15 protein-coding genes and 1 pseudogene are annotated in these 19,101 nt (G+C 77.2%); 4 read left to right on the top strand and 12 right to left on the bottom strand.

The window, feature by feature from the left end:
- Positions 1–72: 72 nt before the first annotated feature.
- Together LG396_RS22730 and LG396_RS22725 are read left to right on the top strand one after the other, a co-directional pair.
- On the top strand, positions 73–1,521 hold the full coding sequence (locus LG396_RS22730; protein ID WP_225796167.1) for an NCS2 family permease: 1,449 nt from the start codon (positions 73–75) through the stop codon (positions 1,519–1,521).
- Positions 1,522–1,558: 37 nt separating this feature from the next.
- Positions 1,559–2,617, top strand: coding sequence for a type II toxin-antitoxin system prevent-host-death family antitoxin (locus LG396_RS22725; protein WP_225796166.1), 1,059 nt, complete (start codon positions 1,559–1,561; stop codon positions 2,615–2,617).
- On the opposite strand, the gene LG396_RS22720 is transcribed toward LG396_RS22725, so the two are convergent.
- From LG396_RS22720 to LG396_RS22705, 4 genes are all read right to left on the bottom strand, one after another.
- Positions 2,604–3,245, bottom strand: a complete 642-nt coding sequence (locus LG396_RS22720; protein ID WP_026278308.1) for a response regulator — start codon at positions 3,243–3,245, stop codon at positions 2,604–2,606. The two genes, LG396_RS22725 and LG396_RS22720, sit on opposite strands and share 14 nt — an antisense overlap.
- Before the next feature lie 92 nt (positions 3,246–3,337).
- On the bottom strand, positions 3,338–4,558 hold the full coding sequence (locus LG396_RS22715) for a sensor histidine kinase (protein ID WP_225796164.1): 1,221 nt from the start codon (positions 4,556–4,558) through the stop codon (positions 3,338–3,340).
- Between the two features lie 4 nt (positions 4,559–4,562).
- The gene (locus tag LG396_RS22710) at positions 4,563–5,786 is read right to left on the bottom strand and encodes a hypothetical protein (protein ID WP_225796163.1); all 1,224 of its coding nucleotides are present in this window, start codon (positions 5,784–5,786) and stop codon (positions 4,563–4,565) included.
- 180 nt (positions 5,787–5,966) lie between these two features.
- The gene (locus LG396_RS22705) at positions 5,967–6,740 is read right to left on the bottom strand and encodes an IclR family transcriptional regulator (protein WP_026276174.1); all 774 of its coding nucleotides are present in this window, start codon (positions 6,738–6,740) and stop codon (positions 5,967–5,969) included.
- Between the two features lie 135 nt (positions 6,741–6,875).
- Between LG396_RS22705 and LG396_RS22700 the strand changes: the two genes are divergently transcribed.
- Both LG396_RS22700 and LG396_RS22695 read left to right on the top strand, forming a co-directional pair.
- Positions 6,876–8,411: an aldehyde dehydrogenase (NADP(+)) gene (locus LG396_RS22700; protein ID WP_225796162.1), complete on the top strand. Its 1,536-nt coding sequence runs from the start codon at positions 6,876–6,878 to the stop codon at positions 8,409–8,411.
- 150 nt (positions 8,412–8,561) lie between these two features.
- The gene (locus tag LG396_RS22695) at positions 8,562–10,499 is read left to right on the top strand and encodes a hypothetical protein (RefSeq protein WP_225796161.1); all 1,938 of its coding nucleotides are present in this window, start codon (positions 8,562–8,564) and stop codon (positions 10,497–10,499) included.
- Positions 10,500–10,562: 63 nt separating this feature from the next.
- On the opposite strand, the gene cobC is transcribed toward LG396_RS22695, so the two are convergent.
- From cobC to cobM, 8 genes and pseudogenes are all read right to left on the bottom strand, one after another.
- Positions 10,563–11,666, bottom strand: a complete 1,104-nt coding sequence (gene cobC / locus LG396_RS22690) for an Rv2231c family histidinol phosphate aminotransferase CobC (RefSeq protein WP_263979473.1) — start codon at positions 11,664–11,666, stop codon at positions 10,563–10,565.
- On the bottom strand, positions 11,656–12,585 hold the full coding sequence (locus LG396_RS22685) for a sirohydrochlorin chelatase (RefSeq protein WP_225796159.1): 930 nt from the start codon (positions 12,583–12,585) through the stop codon (positions 11,656–11,658). Before LG396_RS22685 ends, cobC begins: the two co-directional genes overlap by 11 nt.
- 208 nt (positions 12,586–12,793) lie before the next feature.
- Positions 12,794–13,357: pseudogene (locus tag LG396_RS22680) on the bottom strand (precorrin-8X methylmutase); the annotation flags it as partial.
- Positions 13,354–13,617: a DUF362 domain-containing protein gene (locus tag LG396_RS39780; protein ID WP_018835740.1), complete on the bottom strand. Its 264-nt coding sequence runs from the start codon at positions 13,615–13,617 to the stop codon at positions 13,354–13,356. The pseudogene LG396_RS22680 and the gene LG396_RS39780, both read right to left, overlap by 4 nt.
- Positions 13,614–15,368 (bottom strand): precorrin-3B C(17)-methyltransferase, encoded by a 1,755-nt coding sequence (gene cobJ, locus LG396_RS22670; RefSeq protein ID WP_225796157.1) that lies wholly within the window; start codon positions 15,366–15,368, stop codon positions 13,614–13,616. The genes LG396_RS39780 and cobJ overlap by 4 nt, the downstream gene beginning before the upstream one ends.
- Positions 15,369–15,393: 25 nt before the next feature.
- On the bottom strand, positions 15,394–16,974 hold the full coding sequence (gene cbiE, locus LG396_RS22665) for a precorrin-6y C5,15-methyltransferase (decarboxylating) subunit CbiE (RefSeq protein WP_225796156.1): 1,581 nt from the start codon (positions 16,972–16,974) through the stop codon (positions 15,394–15,396).
- Positions 16,971–18,266 (bottom strand): cobalt-precorrin-5B (C(1))-methyltransferase, encoded by a 1,296-nt coding sequence (locus LG396_RS22660; protein ID WP_225796155.1) that lies wholly within the window; start codon positions 18,264–18,266, stop codon positions 16,971–16,973. The genes cbiE and LG396_RS22660 overlap by 4 nt, the downstream gene beginning before the upstream one ends.
- On the bottom strand, positions 18,266–19,096 hold the full coding sequence (cobM, locus tag LG396_RS22655; protein ID WP_100302330.1) for a precorrin-4 C(11)-methyltransferase: 831 nt from the start codon (positions 19,094–19,096) through the stop codon (positions 18,266–18,268). The genes LG396_RS22660 and cobM overlap by 1 nt, the downstream gene beginning before the upstream one ends.
- Between the last annotated feature and the right edge of the window lie 5 nt (positions 19,097–19,101).

Here is a 19,101-nt window from a genome sequence, read left to right as displayed (position 1 = left end):
GGCGCCTCAGCAGGCACAATGCCACCTGCCGTGCTCACGGCAACCGTCCCCGTCGCCGCTCAGGAGTCCCCCGTGTCCGACAAGATTGCCGACAAGTCCCCTCACCCGCCGTCGAGTTCGGCGCGCCTGGAGAGCTTCTTCCGGATCCGCGAACGCGGCTCGACCGTCGGACGGGAGATCCGCGGCGGACTCGCCACGTTCTTCACGATGGCGTACATCCTCGTGCTCAACCCGATCATCCTGAGCGGCGCCGAGGACAAGTACGGCAACCAGCTCGACTTCGGCCAGCTCGTCACCGTCACCGCGCTCGTCGCCGCCGTGATGACCGTGCTCATGGGCGTGACCGCCAACCTCCCGCTCGCGCTGGCCGCCGGGCTCGGCATCAACGCCGTCGTCGCGTACCAGATCGCCCCGCTGATGACCTGGGCGGACGCGATGGGGCTCATCGTGCTGGAGGGCATCATCGTCTGCCTGCTCGCCGCCACCGGCGTGCGCGAGGCGGTCATGAACGCCATCCCGCAGCCGCTCAAGGTCGCGATCAGCGTGGGCATCGGGATGTTCATCGCGCTCATCGGCTTCATCGACGCCGGCTTCGCCACCCGCATCCCGGACATCGCCGACACCACCGTCCCGCTCCAGCTCGGCAGCACCGGGTCGCTGAGCGGCTGGCCGGTCGTCGTGTTCTGCGCCGGCGTGCTGCTCACCGTGTCGCTGCTCGCGCGGGGCGTGAAGGGCGCCATCCTCATCAGCATCCTGGCGATGACCGTGGTCGCCATCGTCCTCGACTCGGTCGCGGACATCGCCGACGAGGCGTGGGGCCTGACCGTCCCCGACTGGCCCGGTGACGTCGTCGAGGCGCCGGACTTCGGGCTGCTCGGCGAGTTCAGCTTCTTCGGGGCGTTCGACGAGGTCAGCGCGGTGACCGTGGTGCTGCTCGTCTTCACCCTCTTCCTCACCGACTTCTTCGACACCATGGGCACCGCCGTCGGCGTCACCAGCGAGGCCGGCCTCCTCGACGAGCAGGGCCGCGTCCCCCGCCTGGGCCGCCTCCTCTTCGTCGACGGCCTCGCCACCGTCTTCGGCGGCGCCGCCTCCGGCTCCTCCAGCACCAGCTACATCGAGTCCGCCGCCGGCGTCGGCGAGGGCGCCCGCACCGGCCTGGCCAACCTCGTCACCGGCGGACTCTTCGCCCTGGCCCTCCTCTTCACCCCGCTCGCCCTGGTCGTCCCCTCCCAGGCCGCGGCCCCCGCGCTCATCGCGGTCGGTTTCCTGCTGATGACGCAGGTGCGCCACATCGACTGGACCCGGTACGAGATAGCCGTCCCCGCCTTCCTCACCATCGCCGTGATGCCGTTCACGTACTCCATCACCAACGGCCTGGGCGCCGGCTTCATCGCGTACGTGCTCCTCCAGGCGGTCATGGGCCGGGCCCGGAAGGTGCACCCGCTGATGTGGGCGGTGTCGGTGCTGTTCGTCGTCTACTTCGCGATCGAGCCGATCGAGGACCTGCTCGGCGTCTGAGGCCCGTTGTCGGACCCGGCCGGTAGCCTGCGCCGGCATGGACAGCGTCGAACTGATCGATTTCGTCCCGGACTTCGAGCAGGCCGTCGGCCGGGTCGCGGAGACGGGCGAGCGGGTGCGGATCACGGAGGGCGGCGAGCCGGCGCGGGTGCTGGTGTCGGCGGCCGAACTGGCCGAACTGGAACACTTCGCCCAGCGCGCCGGCGACTACGGCATGCCCCGGACCCGGCCCCGGCCCACCGACGAGCGGTGGCGCCCGTTCGGCCCCGAGGAGCAGGGCCCGTACACCCGGTTCGTGCACAGCGACGGGGTGCGGATGACGTTCGTACGGGACCGCGAGGTGGTGGCGGAGCTGAAGTCGGCCGCCGAGTTCGAGTGGGTGGAGGAGAGGGCGCGGCTCGGCCGCCAGAGCTACATGCCGCCCAAGCAGCGGGCCGCCTTCGAGGAGTTCCTCGCCCGCCAGCCGCCCGTGGGCGACGGCATCGCGTGGATCGCCGGCTCCTGGCTGGAGGACGAGCCCTTCCCGGTGCTCGACTTCGTCAAGGGCCGCACGCCCGAGGACGTCGCCCTCGCCTACGGGGCCGACCCGCGGGACATCGCCGAAGGGCTGCTACTGCACGAGGTGCGGGAGATGGACCGGCGCGACGGCACCGAGGAGTTCATGCGCGTCATCGCGTTCGGTGAGGCCGGCGAGTGGACGTGGCTGGGGTACCTGTCGGACGACCACGGCGGCCGGCTCTCCCCGCCGCCCGCGGAGCAGATCAAGCTGGTCTCGTGCGCGCCCAAGGGCATGTACCACTTCGCCTACCTCAGCGACGGCGCGTACCAGAACCCCTTCCCGACCGAGGACCACGTCGCGCCGGCGCGGGACGGGTGGGAGGTCAACTGGTACACCCCCGGCGAGATGCCCTTCGTGCCCGACGCACCCCTCGGCTTCCTCAATCCGCACATACGCAGGGCGGAGGAAGTGACCCTCTGGAACGACCCCGCCGAGCTGTTCTTCGCCGGGCTGGAGCGGGCCTTCGGCCTCGCCCTGCCCAAGCAGGGCATCACCGAGGGGAAGGTGCGCTGCGCCCGGCTCCTCACCCCGGGGTGACGAAGCCCGACTCGTACGCGGCGATCACCGCCTGGGTCCGGTCGCGCGCGCCCAGCTTGGCGAGCACCGCGGCGACATGCGACTTCACCGTCGCCGCGCCGATGTCCAGCCGGGTGGCGATCTCCGCGTTGGCCAGCCCCTGCGCCATCAGCCGCAGCACGTCCGCCTCGCGGTCGGTGAGTCGCGCGCGGAGCGCGGTGGTGCGGTGGGACCTGGCGTGCTCGGCGGCCAGCGCGCGGACGGCGGCGGGGTAGAGGAGGGAGTCGGTGCGGGCCACGAGGCGCACGGCCTGGACGAGGTCGGCGGCGGCCGAGCGCTTGAGCAGGAAGCCGGCGGCGCCGGCGCGGAGCGCGTCGTAGACGTACGAGTCGTTCTCGAAGGTCGTGACGACGACGATGCGCGGCGGCGCGGCCATGGTGCGCAGGAGTTGCTCGGTGGCGCGGATGCCGTCGACGTCCGGCATGCGTACGTCCATCAGCACGACGTCGGGCTCCAGCCGCCGCACGACGGACACCGCCTCGGCGCCGGTCGCGGCCTCGCCGACGACGTCGAGGTCGTCCTCCGCGCTGAGGATGGCGCGCAGGGCGGTACGCACCATGCGCTCGTCGTCGGCGACGACCACGCGCAGCGGCCGCGCCGGGCCGGGCCGGCCGGGCCGGCCGGCGGTGTGCGGGCCGGTCGTGTGCGGGTCCGGCGTTCCGGCGCCGTCTCGGGGGCCGTTCACCGCGGGAGCCTCGCCGTCAGGCGCCAGCCCTGCGCGTACGGGCCCGCCTCAGCGGCGCCGCCGAGCAGCCGAGCGCGTTCCGCGACCCCGCGCAGCCCCCGGCCGCCGCGCGCGGCCGGGTCCTTCGGGGGCGCGGTCTCCGGCACGTCGTTCTCCAGCACGATCCCCAACTCCCCGCTCTCCTCCGCCACCGTGATCCGCAGCCGTACCGCCACCGGACCCGCGTGCCGCAGCACGTTCCCCAGCCCCTCCTGCACGATCCGGTACGCCTCCCGCGACACCGGCCCCGGCAGCGCCGCCGTGTCCGCCTCCACCCGCGCCCGTACGTCCGCCCCCGCCGCCCGGGTGCGCGCGAGCAGCGCGTCCAGGTCGCGGGCCAGGTCCGGCGCGGGCGCGTGGCCCGGGGCGTCGTCCTCCTGCCGCAGCAGGCCCAGCACCGTGTCCAGTTCCGCGACCGCCGCGCGCGTCGTGCCCTCGATCGCCGCCAGCGCCTCCCGGACGAACTCCGGGTCCCGGTCGAAGACCCGCCGCGCCGCGCCCGCCTGCAACGTCACCGCGCTCAGCGCGTGCCCGACCGAGTCGTGCAGCTCCCGCGCCAGCCGGTTGCGGCGGGCCAGGTCGGCGGCGCGGTCCTCGGCGGCGGCGAGCCGGTCGGCCGGCGTGGGGCCGAGGAGCGCGGGGGCGGCGCGGGCCAGCAGCAGGCCGGCGGCGGCCGCGGCGGCGGTGAGCGCGGCCAGCAGCGCGAGGCCGAGGGGCGGCGCGACCGGGGCGGGCACCGCGAGCGCCCCCCAGTCCCGCTCGCGCAACCCGCTCCAGAACGGCGTCGCGAGCAGCACCGCCGCCATCGGCGGCACCGCCAGGGTCGCCCCGCTGACCAGCGCCCCCACGCCCGCGTGCAGCGTGAACCACCCGGCCGTCCGCCGCCGCGCCGCCCACGACCGGTCCCGCCCGGCGGGCGGCAGCCCGCCGGGCACCCGGCACAGCGCCTGCGCGGCGGAGGTCTCCAGCGTCCGCACCATCGGGAAGACGAGCGGGGTGGCCGCGACCAGCGGCAGGGCCAGCAGGTACGCGACCACTTGCCAGCCCAGGTCGCGGAAGGTGTCGGCGTCGTGGTCGACGATCTGTACCGCCACGCTGACGAGCAGGAAGTACGGCATGAGCAGCGCCCCGCCGAGCAGCAGGTGGGCCCAGCGGAGCCGCACGACGGCCGCCGACACGGGGTCAGCTCCGCCGGGGGATCGGGGCGCGGCGGCCGGGTGCGACGGGCCGGAGGGGGGAGCCGGGCGCGGAGGGCTGCATCCGGGCGGGGCTCGCGGCCCCCGCGGGTGGGGCGGCCCCTTCCGGCCCGGCGCCGCTCGCGGCGGCCGGGCGTCCGGCGTGCGCCGCGGGGCCGGCGGCGGCCCGGGCGAATCCGGCCGCCGACGTGTCCCCGGCCGGCGACGCGCCTTCCGCCGCCGACGCGCCCCCGCCCGCCGCCGCGGGCACCCGCGCCGATAGTTCCGCGAGCAGCGTGGCGCCCACCGCGAGGACCAGCAGGCCGGTGATCATGCCGCCAGCGTAGGCGAGGTTCATCGCCTGCGTCGGCTGCCTGTCACCCCGTACCGGGTTCTCCGTGGCCAGCGACGCGAGCAGCATCCAGCCGCTCCACGCCGCCAGCGCCGAGCCGCCGGTCCAGCCCAGGGCCACGGCCGTCGTCAACCGGGTGCGCGGGCGCCGGCGGTGGGCGAGCAGGAGGACGCCCGCCGCGGCGGCGAGCGCGAACGCCACCTGCATCCCCTCGTTCACGTGGAGGTCGGCGGCGCGCTGCCCCGCGTACTCGTCGGACAGCCCGGCCGTCGACCCCAGCGCCCAGCTCAGGTGCACCGCCGCGACCGCAGCGGCGACGACCGCGGCCAGCACGGCGAGCACACGCTGCGCCGGTGCGGTGGGGGACGGCGGCAGGTCGCCGAGCCGGCCGCGCAGCAGAGGGCCCCAGCGGTCGCGTACGTACAGCACGAACAGCCCGCCGAGCGCCAGCGCCTGGATGCCGAAGCCGACGTACACGACGGTGAACACCCACGCGTCGAGGAACTGCGCGTCGTCGTCCGCCGCACCGCCGCCGCCCCCGCCGAACATGCTGATCAGCGCCTGGAGCGGGAAGCCCACCACGATCGGCGCGAGCAGCCCGGTCGCGGCCCACAGCGGCAGCCCGACGAGCCACGCCGGCATCCGGCGGCCCCAGGGCCGGGTCAGCGCGAAGGCCAGCACGATGACGGCCGCGTCCATGAGGACCGTGAGGGAGTTGGCGGCGGCCATGGTGGCGCGCTTGTCGAGCAGTTCGCTGCCGGCGGGGATGCCGACGGTGCTGCCGGCGATCCAGGCGATCTTCAGCGTCAGGTACGGGAGGCAGGCCGCGGCGGCGACGAGGCGGAGAACGCGGGCCGGGCGCGTAGTGGTGGAGTCCATGCCTTCACGGTCCCGTCCGCGCCCGTTCCGTACGTCGCCCCAGCCGGCGATCCGCCTCCGCCGCGCGGCGGAGACGCGACCGCCGCAGGGTCGTACGCGACCGGGCGCGGGGGCGGCGCACACGCCCGCCGGCCGTCCCCCTCGGGCGTCCGCCGTCCCCTCGGACGCCCGCCGGCCCGCTCAGAGGTGCCGCGTCGCCAGCGTCAGGCGGTCCCGCGCGTCGAGCAGCGCGTCCCGGATGCCCTGTTCGTGCGCCGGCGTCAGCCGCGCCACCGGCACCGAGCAGCTGATCGCGTCCCGCGCCGGCGTCCGGTACGGGACCGCGACACCCAGGCAGCGCAGCCCGAGCGTCGACTCCTCCCGGTCCAGGGCGTATCCGCGCTCGCGCACCCCGTGCAGCTCCTCGATCAGCCGCTCCCGGTCCGTGACCGTGTGCTCGGTCAGCGGCGCCAGCGACTCCGGCAGCAGCTTGCGGATCTCCTCGTCGGGGTACGTGGCGAGCAGCGCCTTGCCCAGCGCCGTCGCGTGCGCCGGGAGCCGGCGGCCGACGCGGGTGAACGGCCGCAGGTAGTGCTGCGACTGGCGGGTGGCGAGATAGACGATGTTCACGCCGTCCAGCCGCGCCAGGTGGATGGTCTCCGTGGTGTCGTCCGCGAGCCGGTCGAGGGTGGGCCGGGCGGCGGCGACGACCTCGTCGCCGTCGATGTACGACGTGCCGACGAGCAGCGCCCGCACCCCGATCCCGTACCGTGTGCCCGTCGCGTCGGTCTCCACCCAGCCCAGCTCCGTCAGCGTACGAAGGAGCATATAGAGGCTGGACTTGGGGTAGCCGACGGCTTGCTGGACGTCACCGAGGCTGTGCATTCCCGGCCTGGCCGCGAAATACTCGAGAAGTTCCACGGTGCGGACGGCAGACTTGACCTGTCCACCCCCACCGGCGTCGGCGACCCCCATGGCGCTTGACCCCTCTGCTTCCGCAGCGATAAAAGTGCAAGAAATTCATGTACAGGGACGGCGTTCAGAATACCGAACCACCGGTATCGTCGGTCACCGTCTGCCCTGTGTGCAAGAGGAACGGAGACATCCCAGTTGTCCGCACCAGTCTGGAGCGTCGATCCCCGCACCGGTAACCGCCGGGAGCAGGTCGCCACCGAGGCGACCGCCGAGGAGGTCGACACGACCGTACGCGCCGCGCACGCCGCCGCCCCGGCGCTCGCCGAACGCGCGCAGCGCGCCCGGTTGTTGCGGGCCGCGGCCGACCTCTTCGACGAGCACGTCGACAAGGTCGTCGAGTGCGCCGACGCCGAGACCGCCCTCGGCCCCGGCCGGCTCAGCGGCGAACTGGTACGCACCACCTACCAGTTGCGCGCCTTCGCCGACATCGCCGAGGCCGGCGACTTCCTCGACGCGCGCATCGACCACGCCGACCCCGCCCTCACGCCGCCCCGGCCCGACCTGCGCCGCTGGAAGGTGCCGCTCGGCGTCGTCGCCGTCTACTCGGCCTCGAACTTCCCGCTCGCCTTCTCCGTCCCCGGCGGCGACACCGCCAGCGCGCTCGCCGCCGGCTGCCCCGTCGTGGTCAAGGCCCACCCGGACCACCCCGGCACCTCCGAGCTGTCCGCGGCGCTGCTGCACCGCGCGGCGGAGGAGGCGGGGCTGCCGCCCGAGGTGGTCTCCGTCGTGCACGGCTTCGACGCGGGCGTGGAGCTGGTGCGCCATCCGCTCGTCGCCGCCGCCGGGTTCACCGGCTCGGTGCGCGGCGGACGGGCCCTGTACGACGCCGCCGCGGCCCGCCCCCGGCCCATCCCGTTCCACGGCGAGCTGGGCAGCCTCAACCCCGTCGTCGTCAGCGAGGCGGCCGCCGCGGAGCGGGCCGAGGAGATCGGCGCGGGCCTCGCGGGGTCGATGACGCTGGGCGTGGGGCAGTTCTGCACCAAGCCCGGGCTGGTGCTGGTGCCCGCGGGCGAGTCCGGCGACCGGCTCGTCACGTCGCTCACGGCGGCGGTCAGCGACACCGAGGCGGGCGTCATGCTCGACCACCGGATGCGGGACGCGTTCGTCGGCGGCGTACGGGAGCGGGCGGAGCTGGAGGGCGTGCAGAGTCCGGTGACGCCGGGCGCGGGCAGCGAGCACACCGTCAGCGGCGGCTTCCTCACCGTCGACGCCGAACACGTCACGAGCGGCGGCGAGTACGACCTGCTGCTGGAGGAGTGCTTCGGCCCGGTCACCGTCATCGTGCGGTACGGGGACGCGGCGCAGGTCTCCGCGGTGCTGGCCCGGGTGCCGGGCAGCCTCACGGCGACCGCGCACCTGGGCGCCGCGGAGGCGGAGGCCGACGGCGGGGACGGCGGCGCGGCGCGGCTGCTCGCGGAACTGACGCCGCTCGCCGGGCGGATCCTCGTCGACGGCTGGCCCACGGGCGTCGCCGTCGCCCCCGCGCAGCAGCACGGCGGCCCGTACCCGGCGACGACGTCGACCTCGACGTCCGTCGGCGGCACGGCGATCGAGCGCTGGCTGCGCCCGGTGGCGTACCAGAACGCCCCGCAGCCGCTGCTGCCCGCAGAACTCCGCGACGGCAACCCGGCGGGCGTGCCCCGCACGGTGGACGGCGTCCGGCAGAGCTGACGCCCGACGCGGGCGGCGGCGCGGGCGGCCGCGGTTCGAACGCCGCCCGCACGCGTCGCCCGTACGGGCCGGCGACCGCGCGCACCGCCTTCCGTCCCGCAGGATGTCTCCCCGGGAGAGAGCCCGACCGCGCTCCCGGGGAGGAGCACCATGGTCCGGTCCAGGCGGCTGGCCGCGGCGTGCCTGATCGCCGCCGCGCTGTCGTTCGTCGCCGTCCCGAACGCCCGCACCGCGGGCACGCCGCGCGTCGACCTCGCCGTCCTCGTCGTGGACGACGGCGGTGCGCCGGTCGCGGCGATCGCCGGCCATCTGGCGGCGATCGGCACGCCGTTCACGACGGTGCGGCCGGGGGAGCGGGACCGGCCGCGGATCGACGAGGAGTTCCTGACCGGCGCGGGCGGCGGACGGCCGCGGGCGCGGTACCAGGCGGTGGTCGTACCCGGTGGCCGCACCGCCCTGGGCCGGGCCGAGACCGCCGCGCTCGCCGCGTACGAGCGGCGCTTCGGCATCCGCCAGGTCGACGCCCACGCCGCCCCCGGCCCGCACGCCGCGCCCGGCGCGGCCGCCTGGTCCGGCAGCCTCGACGGCCGCACCGCCCGCGTCACCCCCGCCGGGCGGGCCGGGCCCTTCGGCTACCTGCGCGGCCCGGTGCCGTTCGCGGACCTCGATCCGCGGACGCCGGAGACGTACGGCCACCTCGTCCGGCCGGGCGGCGACTTCACGCCGTACGTGGACGCCGCCGTGCCCGGGAAGCCGCACACGCGCGGCGCGCTCGTCGGCGAACTCGCCGGCGACGGCCGGCGCCGGCTCCTCGTCACCCTCGGCGAACCCGGCGACCGGATCGCGTACCGGCTGCTGGCCCGCGGCATCGTCGACTGGGCCACGAAGGGCGTCCACCTGGGCGCCGCCCGCTACGGGTTCGCCGTCCAGGTCGACGGCGTCCTCGACCGCGACGCCCGCTGGGACCCCGACGGCGACTGCACCTCCGGCGCCCCCGGCTGCGGCCGCCCGCGGCCGGTCCGGATGACGGCCCGCGACGCCGCGTACGCCCGCGAGTGGTCGGCCGACCGGGACTTCACCCTCGACCTCGTCTACAGCGGCGGCGGCTCGGAACGCCACCGCCGCGCGCACGGCGGCACCGACGCGCTGGCCGACCGGCTGATCACCGACCGCGAGGCGTACCGCTGGGTCAACGGCACGTACGACCGCGCCCGGCTCGGCTGCCTCCGCGCAGGCGGCGGCGACGGTGAGGGGCGCTGCGCGCGGGACGCGGCGGGCGGGGTGCGCTGGACGCCGGAGCAGCGCATCGCGCGGCAGATCGAGGACAACGTGGTCTGGGGGCAGGCGCGGAACCTGGTGGTGCGCCGGGACGAGTTGGTCACCGCCGGCCACTCCGGGCTCGCCGCCCCGCCGGAGCAGCCCCTCGACAACCCGGAACTCGCGCCCGCCCTCGGGACGACGGGCGTCCGCTGGCTGGCCGCCGACCGCACCCGGGACCCGCTGCTGCGCCGGGTCGGGACGGCGCTGACGGTGCCGCGGCACGGGCTGGGGCTGTTCGCGGGGGCGGGGCGGGAGGAGGACCAGCTCGACGAGTACGGGCACCGCCGCGGGCAGCGGCTCGACCCCTGCACCGGCTACCGCTCGCGGCTCGTCCCCCGCGCGGCCCGGACCGCCCTCGGCCACGTCCTCGCCGCCGACCCCACCCCGCACTACCTGTACCAGTCGAACCTCGCCGAGGACCGGATCGCCTACCCCCTCCTCGACCGCGTACTGGCCGACTACCGCCGCCTGTTCACCCCCGCCACCCCGCTCGACAACCCCCGCCCCCGCGCCATCGCCCGCGACCTCCAGCGCCGCGCCGCGTGGGCGGAGGCGGTACGGAACGGGGACGTCACCGCGTACCGCGTCGGCGGCACCGTGACGGTGCGGGCGCCGGCCGGCGTCGAGGTGCCGGTCACCGCTCCGCCCGGGGCCGTGCAGCGGTTCGCCCGCGGCGACGCGGACGTGGGCCGGCCGTACGGCGGGAGGGCCGCCGGGTGGACGCACGCCGACGCGGTCCGCGGGGCGGTCGTCCTCCGGCTGCCGTGACCGCGACGGGAAGGCACGGAAGGGACTGGCGGGACGGCCCGGGCCCGGGCCCGGGGCCGGGGCTCAGCCCAGCGCCCGGGCCAGCGCCTCCGCGAACCGGTCCGTCGTCCGCCGGTCGCGTACCGCGAGGCGCAGCCAGCCGGGGCCGAGGCCGGGGAAGGTGTCGCCGCGGCGCACGGCGAAGCCGAGGCGGCGCAGCCGCTCGCGCACGACGAGCCCGGCGCCGCCGCCGTCCGCGGCCCCCACGCCTCCCGCGTCTCCCGCCACATGGATGAGGACGAACGGCGCCTCCGCCGTCCCGGCGGTCGTGACCTCCGCGAACTCCCCGAGCCTGCGCAGCAGGTACGCCCGGTCCGCACCGACCTCCGCCGCCGCCTCAGCCGCCTCCGCGAGCGCCCGCGGCGCGCACACCGCCTCCGCCGCCGCCAGCGCCGGGGTCGACACCGGCCACAGCGGCTGCGCCCGCTCCAGGGCGGCGACGGTTGCGGGGTCGCCGAGGACGTAGCCGACGCGCAGGCCCGCGAGCCCCCAGGTCTTGGTGAGGCTGCGCACGACGACCAGGCCGGGGACGTCCGTACGCCCGGCCAGCGACTCGCGCTCGCCCGGCACCGCGTCCATGAACGCCTCGTCCACGACGAGGATCCGCCCCGGCCGGGCCAGCGCGGCGAGGCCGGCGGCGGGGTGGAGGACGGACGTCGGGTTGGTGGGGTTGCCGACGACCACGAGGTCGGCGTCGCGCGGCACCGCCCGCGGCGGCAGCCGGAAGCCGTCCGCCGCGCACAGCAGCACCCGGTCCACGGCGTACCCCGCGTCCCGCAGCGCCGCCTCCGGCTCCGTGAACTGCGGGTGGACGACCACGGCCCGGCGCACCGCCAGCCGCAGCGCCCGGGCCAGCAGCACGAACGCCTCCGCCGCCCCCGCGGTCAGCAGCACCCGGGCGGCCGGCACCCCGTGGCGCGCGGCGACGGCGGCGCGGGCCGCGCGGCCGTCGGGGTAGGCGGCGAGCCCGTCGAGGGAGCCGGCGAGGCGGGCCTTCAGCCAGGCGGGGGGCGTGCCGGCGCGGACGTTGACGGCGAGGTCGGTGAGCCCGGTGCCGGCGTCGCGGAGTTCGGCGTCGCCGTGGTGGTGGAGGTCGTGCCGGGCGAGCGGTGCGGGGTCAGCGCGCATGCGCGTGGCCGCCGTGGTGGTGGCTGTGGTGGTGGGCCGCACCGTCCTCGTCCGGGTGGAAGTGGGGCTGCTGCGGGGCGCCGACCTTGTCCTCGTAGCCGGGGAGCGCGATGCGGTAGACGCAGGAGTCGCAGTTCATGCGCAGGTCGCCGGCCACGGCCTCGCCGTACCGCTCCGTCACCAGCTCCACCAGCTCAGCCGCCGGGCCGATGACGCCCGCCGTGCGCACGTCGACCTCCGGCCGGGCCGCGGCCCACCGCCGCGCCTGGTCGGCGACGCGCTCGGGGAGCACGCCGGTGAAGAGGAAGTACGGCAGCACGACGACCTGTGCGGCGCCCAGCCGGCGGCAGCGCTCCAGGCCGGCGGCCACGTCGGGTGCGGCGAGCGACACGAACGCCGTCTCCACGCCCGCGTAGCCGCGGCCCTCCCAGAGCAGCCGGGCGGCCTTGTGCACCTCGGCGTTGGCGTCCGGGTCGGTGGAGCCGCGGCCCACGAGGAGGACGGTGGTACGGGCCCGTTCTGCGCCGTCCGGCCCGCTGCCCCGGTCCCCGGCCAGGGCTTCGTCGACGCGCCGCTCCAGCACGGAGAGCAGCTTCGGGTGCGGGCCGAGAGGGCGGCCGTAGGCGTACGAGAGGCCGGGGTGGCGCTCCTTCTCGCGGGCCAGCGCGGCGGGGATGTCGCCCTTGGCGTGCCCGGCGGAGACGAGCATGAGGGGTACGGCCGCGAAGTGCCGTATGCCGCGCTCCACGAGCCCCGCGACGGCCTCGCCCAGCGGCGGCGGCGACAACTCGATGAAGCCGCCGGCGACGGGCAGCCCGGGGCTGCGGTCGGCGAGCGCGCGCACGAACGCGCGGAACGCCTCGGCGCCGGCGGCGTCACGGGTGCCGTGACCGGCGATGAGCAGGGCGGGCTTGGTCACTTGCGTTCTCCTCGGTGGTACGGGGCCCGGCGGCGCCGGACGGGTCGGTGCTGGGAGGGGCGGACTACGGGCCGGGGTTGAGCCGGTGCCCGGCGGAACCGGCGGAGGGCGGGTCCTGTCCGGCGGCGGGGACGTGCTCCGCGCGGCCGAGGGCCGGGTTCCGGCCAGGGGCGGCGGGGGTCCGTCCCGCGGGAAAGGAGGCCGGCGCCGGGGCGTAGAGCAGGGCGTTCAGGGCGGCGGCGGCCACCGCGGAACCGCCCTTCTCCGAGACGTTGCTGACCGCCGGCAGCCCCGCGGCCCGCAGCGCCGCCTTGCTCTCCACCGCCCCCACGAACCCCACCGGCAGCCCGACCACCAGCGCCGGCGCCGCGTCCAGCGCGAGCAGCTCCTCCAGCGCCGTCGGCGCGCAGCCGACCACCCACACGGCGCCGGCACCCACCTCCCCGTACGCCAGCCGCACCGCCGCAGCCGAGCGCGTCAGCCCCGGCGCGGCCACCGCGTCGCGCAGCCGGCAGACCGCCGTGCGGGCGGTGATCCCCGCCGCGACCATCTCGACGTCGGCGACGACCGGCGCGCCCGCGTGCAGCGCGGCGTGCGCGGCGCGCAGCGAGTCCTCGTCGCACACCAGGTCGCCGGCGTAGGCGGGATCGGCGGAGGAGTGGATGACGCGCTCGACGACCGCGCGGGTCAGCGGCGGCAGCCGCGCCGTGTCCACGCGGGCGCGCAGCCGGCGGTACGACTCCTCCTCGATGGGGTGGACGGTCCGCGTCACGGGCTCTCCTCCGGGGCTTCGTCGATGGCGTCGGCCGGGCAGACCTCCACGCACTCCAGACAGCCGGTGCACAGGTCGGCGCGGACGAACAGGGCGCCGCCGCGGGGGCGGACGGCGTGGACGGGGCAGGTGAGGAGGCAGGCGCCGCAGCCCGTGCAGCGGTCGTTGACGGTGAGCGAGAGCCGCGGGGGCCCGGCCGGGCGGGGCGGCGGCGCCGCGGCCGGGGCGGCGGATCCGGCCGGACGCGTACGGGCGTTCACGTCTGCCACCGGTAGCCGCGCGGCGTCACCATGCGGCCCGCGATCTCGCGGGTCGCCGAGTTGCCGACGGTCACCACGGTCATCATGTCCACCGTCTCCGGGTCGAGTTCCGCGAGCGTCGTCAGCAGCACGTGCTCCTCCGGCCGGGACGCGCTCCGTACGACACCCACCGGCGTCGCCGGCCCGCGGTGCTTCGCCAGCAGCGCCAGCGCCTCCGGGAGCTGCCGGGTACGGGCGCGGCTGCGCGGGTTGTAGAACGTGACCACGAGGTCCGACTCCGCCGCCGCCCGCACCCTGCGCTCGATGACCTCCCACGGGGTGTGCAGGTCGGACAGGCTGACGGAGACGTGGTCGTGCCCGAGCGGCGCGCCCAGCAGCGCCGCCGCGGCCAGCGCCGCCGTCACGCCGGGCACGCCGACGACGTCGATGTCCGCGCCGCGCGGGTCGGCGCCGCCGGCGCCGGACCCGCCGGCCGGGCCTGCCTCCGCCAGCGCCGGGGCGGCCATCGCGTAGACCCCGGCGTCGCCGCTGCCCACCAGCGCCACGGCGTGCCCCGCGCGGGCCTCGGCCACGGCGGTACGGGCCCGCTCCTCCTCGGCGCCCAGGCCGGATTCGAGGACCCGGGTGCCGGGGCGGAGCAGGTCGCGGATCTGCGCGACGTACTGGTCCAGGCCGACGACCACCGACGCGCGGCGCAACTCCGTGCGGGCCCGCGGCGTCAGCAGGTCGCGGGCCCCGGGGCCGAGGCCGACGACCGCGAGCCGCCCGCGGGGGCGGCGGCGGGCGACGGCGCAGGTGGCCATGGCGGGGCGGTCGGCGGGGGCCGACTTCCGCTTCCGTACGAGGAGTTCCGCGCCCGGACCCGCCGCCGTGAGCGCGGCGGCCTCCGCGACGCTCGGCGTGCCGACGGCGGCGAGGGGCGCGGCCGAGGGCGTGGGTACGTCGACGGCGGCCAGCCCGGCGGCGGGGAAGGTGCGCAGCGGCACCCCGAGGCGCTCGGCGGCGGCGAGCAGCCCCGGCTCGCCGGCCTTGGCGTCGACGGTGGCGAGCGCGGCCACGGAGCCGGGGCTCAACCCGGCCTCGTCGAGGGCGTCCGAGACGAGCCCCAGCACCTCCTCCACACCGACCCCGCGGCTGGCGCCCACGCCGACGACGAGGGACGGCGGGCGGAGCACCGCCTCGCGGGCCGCGGGCGGCAGGCGGCGGTCGGTGACGTGGAGGCGGACGTCCGCGGCCACGCCGCGGACCCCCACGTGCGGCGGCAGCGCGGGCAGCGGCCACGTCGCGTCGGCCCGCAGCGCGACGGGGGCGCCGTCCAGCACCGCCCGCGTCACGGCCGCCACCGCGCCCTCCACGGGCCAGCCGAGGGAGTCGAGGCCGGGGACGCCGACGGCGTCGGTGGCGGTGGTCACGACGGGTGTGCAGCCGTCGCCGAGCAGCTCGGCGACCTCGGCGGCCAGGTCGTTGGCGCCGCCGCCGTGGCCGCCGAGGAGGGCGACGGCGAAACGGCCCGCCTCGTCGACGCAGACCACGCCGGGGTCGGCGGCCTTGCCGCGCAGCAGGGGCGCCAGGAGGCGGACGGTGGCGCCGGTGGCGAGGAAACAGACGAGTTGGTCGCAGTCCTCGAAGGCGCGCGCCACGGCGGCGCGGACCGGGACCTCGTCGTAGCGGCGGGTCCGGTCGGGCCAGGCGTCGGCGAGCCGCCGCGCGGCGGCGGAGCCGGCGGCGGTGGCGGCGACGAGGCCGATCACGGGGCGGTCCTGCGGGGGTCGGCGGTCACGTTGTCCTCTCCGAGGGGGATCGCGGGGTCGCGGCGGGGGCGGGCGGGGGTGTCGCACGCGGGGAGGCGGGCGGCGGGATCCTGTCCCGCGGGCGTGCATCCGGGGGGCCCGTGCCCCGCGGTTCGGCCTCCGGCCGGTGCGCGGACGGCGGATGCCCCGCCGCGGTGCGCCGCTGTCGCTCCGTACCCGCGTCGCCCGGTTCCGCCTCCGCGTCACGGACGCCCCACAGGACGAACACCGGGTTCGCCGCAGCGAGTCGCGTGACCTCGCCGGGCAGCGGCGCGAGGCGGGAGGACTGCAGCAGCACGCCGTCCACCCCGAACCCGGCCGCCGCGAGCGCGGCGCGTACCCCCGGCACCCGGTCGACGGCGGCGAGCGTCACGACCACGGCCCGGCGCGCCCGCCGGGCGCACGCCGCGACGACCTCCGCCGCGTCGGCGCCCCCGCCGCCGACGAACACCGCGTCGGGGTCGGGCAGTCCGGCCAGCGCGGCGGGGGCCGTCCCGTGCACCGCCTGTACGTCGACGCCGTGCGCCCCGGCGTTGGCCAGGATCCGCGCGACGTCCTCGGCGCGGCGCTCCACGGCGACGGCGGCGGCGCCGAACCGCGCGCACTCCACCGCGACCGACCCGGACCCGGCGCCCACGTCCCACACCAGGTCGCCGGGGCGGGGCGCGAGACGGGCGAGGGCGAGGGCGCGGACCTCGTACTTGGTGACCATGCCGGCGCGGTGCTCGAAGTCCGCCTCGGGCAGCGCCCAGCCGTCGCCGGGGCGACGGGTCCTCGGGTACGGGCCGGGGCCGGCGAGGGTGCGCGGCGCGGGGGCGAGGGCACGGCCGGGGCGTTCGTCGAGGCAGAGCACGACGTTCACGGCGCCGGTGCCTGTGCCGGTGCCGGTGCCCGTGACGGGGGGCCAGGGGCGGGTGGCGGCTTCGGCGGGGGAGAGGCGTACGACGTGCTCGCCGGCGGAGCCGAGGGCGGTGGCGACGACGAGGGTACGGGGCACGCCGGCGGCGGCGAGCGCGGCGCCGAGTTCGGCGGGGCCGGCGCCGGGTCCGGTGAGGACGGCGGTCTTGGGGTGGGCGCGGCAGACGTTGACGGCGGTGCGGAGGTCGCGGCCGTGGGCGCTGACGACGGCGGCGTCGTCCCAGGGAAGCCCGGCACGGGCGAAGGCGACGGCGAGGGAGGGGGCGGCGGGCCGGACGTCGAGACGGTGGGGCCCGAAGCGGTCGGCGAGCACCCGAACGATCCCGAAGAACCCGGGGTCCCCGGAAGCCAACACGACAACCCGCCCCGGACGCCGGGGGGTTCTCCCAGCGGGGGCTTTGCCCCCGGGCCCTCCACGCAGCTCCTCGGGCCCACCCCCGGGCTCCGGCTCCGCGGCGGGGCGTCGTGCGGTTGACTCCAGGTGCGCCGCGATCCGGTCCAGTGCCGGGCCCAGCGGGCCCAGCGTCACGCACTCCGCGTGCCGCGGCAGTTCCGCCTCCGCCAGGTGCCGGGCCGCGCCCACCACCAGGTCCGCGTCCTCGATCCGCGCCGGAGGCGAGCCGGTGCCGCAGCCCATGACCGTGATCACCGCAGCAGCTCCCCGTCGCTCCGCGCCACCAGCACCCGGCCCGTGAAGTCCACCATCGCCGCCTCCGCCGCGACCCGCCGGTCCGTGAAGCGCTCCAGCACCTCCGCCACCCGGCCGCACAACTCCCGCCCCGCCGCCGGCAGCAGACCCGCCGCCTCCCACAACTCGTACGCGTGCCGCCCCGTGTTGGCGACCGCCACCTCGGCCGCCACGTCCTCCGACCCGCCCGCCGCGCGCGTGATCGCCGCCAGCACCCCCGGGTCCACCTTCGAGCGCGTGTAGTGCGTCATCAGCACCCCCGCCGCCAGCTTCGTCAGCTTCCCGACCATGCCCACGAACACCACCCGCTCCACCCCCTGCGCCACCGCCCGCCGCAGCGCCGCCCCCGTGAAGTCCCCCACCTCCACGAAGCACACCGCCGGCAGCCCCGGCAGCAGTTCCCTCGCCCCCCGCTCGGTGCGGCCGCCCGTGCACAGCACCACCGCCGTCTCGCCCTGCGCCGCCGCCACCGAGACCGCCTGCTCCACGCTCGCCCGCCACGACGCCGTCGAGAACGGCCGGACGATCCCCGTGGTGCCGAGGATGGAGATGCCGCCGAGGATCCCCAGCCGCGCGTTCGTCGTCCTGCGCGCCCGCCGCTCGCCGTCCGGCACGCTGATCGTCACGTCCAGGCCCCGCCGCGCCAGGTCCACGACCTCCGCCACCGCCTGCGTGATCATCCGCCGCGGTACGGGATTGATCGCCGGGCCGCCCAGCTCCAGACCCAGCCCCGGCTTCGTCACCACCCCGACCCCGACGCCGCCGTGCAGCTCCAGACCCGGCCGCCCCCGCCAGCTGACCGTCGCCGTGAGGTGCGAGCCGTGCGTGACGTCCGGGTCGTCGCCCGCGTCCTTGACGACCACCGCCTCCGTACGGCCCGGCCGCAGCTCCACCGCCCGCTCCACCGCGAACGTCACCCGCCGCCCCGACGGCAGCGCCACCTCCACCCACCGCCGCGCCTCCCCGGTCGCCAGCAGCAGCGCCGCCGCGCGCGCGGCGGCCGACGCGCAGGTGCCGGTGGTCCATCCCGTGCGCAGCGCCTTCTGCCGCACCTTCGCGGTCCGCGGCAGGTCGGGCTCCCGGAGATCCGGCTCCCGGAGATCAGCCTCCCGGAGATCAGCCTCCCGGGGCTCCGGCTCCCGCGGGTCCTGCTCCCGCGGCTCCGGGTTCCGCATGTCCCGTTCCCGAGCGCCCTGTCCCTGCCGGTCCGCGTCCTCGGTGCCCTCCGCGTCCGGCCCCCGCCCGCCCGGCATCAGCCCTTCTCCTCCCCGCCCGCCCGCAACGCCCGCCGCGCCGCCGGGTCCGCGCGGCGGAAGCCGTGGAAGTGCCCCGGGTGGTACAGGTGCGACCGCGTCCCCGCGGAGCCCAGCGCCGGGCCGACGAGGAACAGCGTGTGCTTCCACAGCCGGTGCTCCTTCACCGCCGCCTCCAGCGTGCCCACCGTGCAGCGCACCACCAGCTCGTCCGGCCACGTCACCCGGTACGCCACCACCACCGGCGTCTGTGCCGCGTAGCCGCCCGCCAGCAGCTCCGCCGCCAGCCGGCCGGAGCGGGCCGCCGACAGGAACACCGCCATCGTCGTGCCGTGCCGCGCGAACTCCCGCACCTCCTCGCCGCCGGGCATCGGCGTCTTCCCGCCGCCCAGCCGCGTGAGGATCACCGACTGCGCCACCTCCGGGACGGTCAACTCCCGCCCCGCCGCGGCCGCCGCCGCCGAGAACGACGACACCCCCGGCACGATCTCCACGTCGAGCCCCAGCTCCGTGCACCGCTCCACCTGCTCCTGCGTGCCACCCCACAGCGCCGGGTCGCCGGAGTGCACGCGCGCCACCCGCAGTCCCGCGCCGGCCGCCCGCGCGTAGACCGCGACGACCTCCTCCAGCGGCACCGCCGCCGAGTCGACGACCTCCGCGTCCGCGCGGGCGTGCTGCAGCACGTCCTCGTGGACGAGGCTCGCCGCCCAGATCACGACGTCCGCCTCGGCGATCGCGCGCGCGGCCCGGAACGTCAGCAGATCCGCCGCCCCCGGCCCGGCCCCGACGAACGTCACCTTGCCGCCCGCGTACGGCCGCTGCCCCGGCACTCCAG

It is taken from the genome of Streptomyces aculeolatus, assembly GCF_020400605.1.
GTDB classification, from domain to species: Bacteria; Actinomycetota; Actinomycetes; order Streptomycetales; family Streptomycetaceae; genus Streptomyces; species Streptomyces aculeolatus.
Note: the sequence above shows the minus strand (reverse complement) of the source record. Positions and strands in the feature narration are given on the sequence as shown.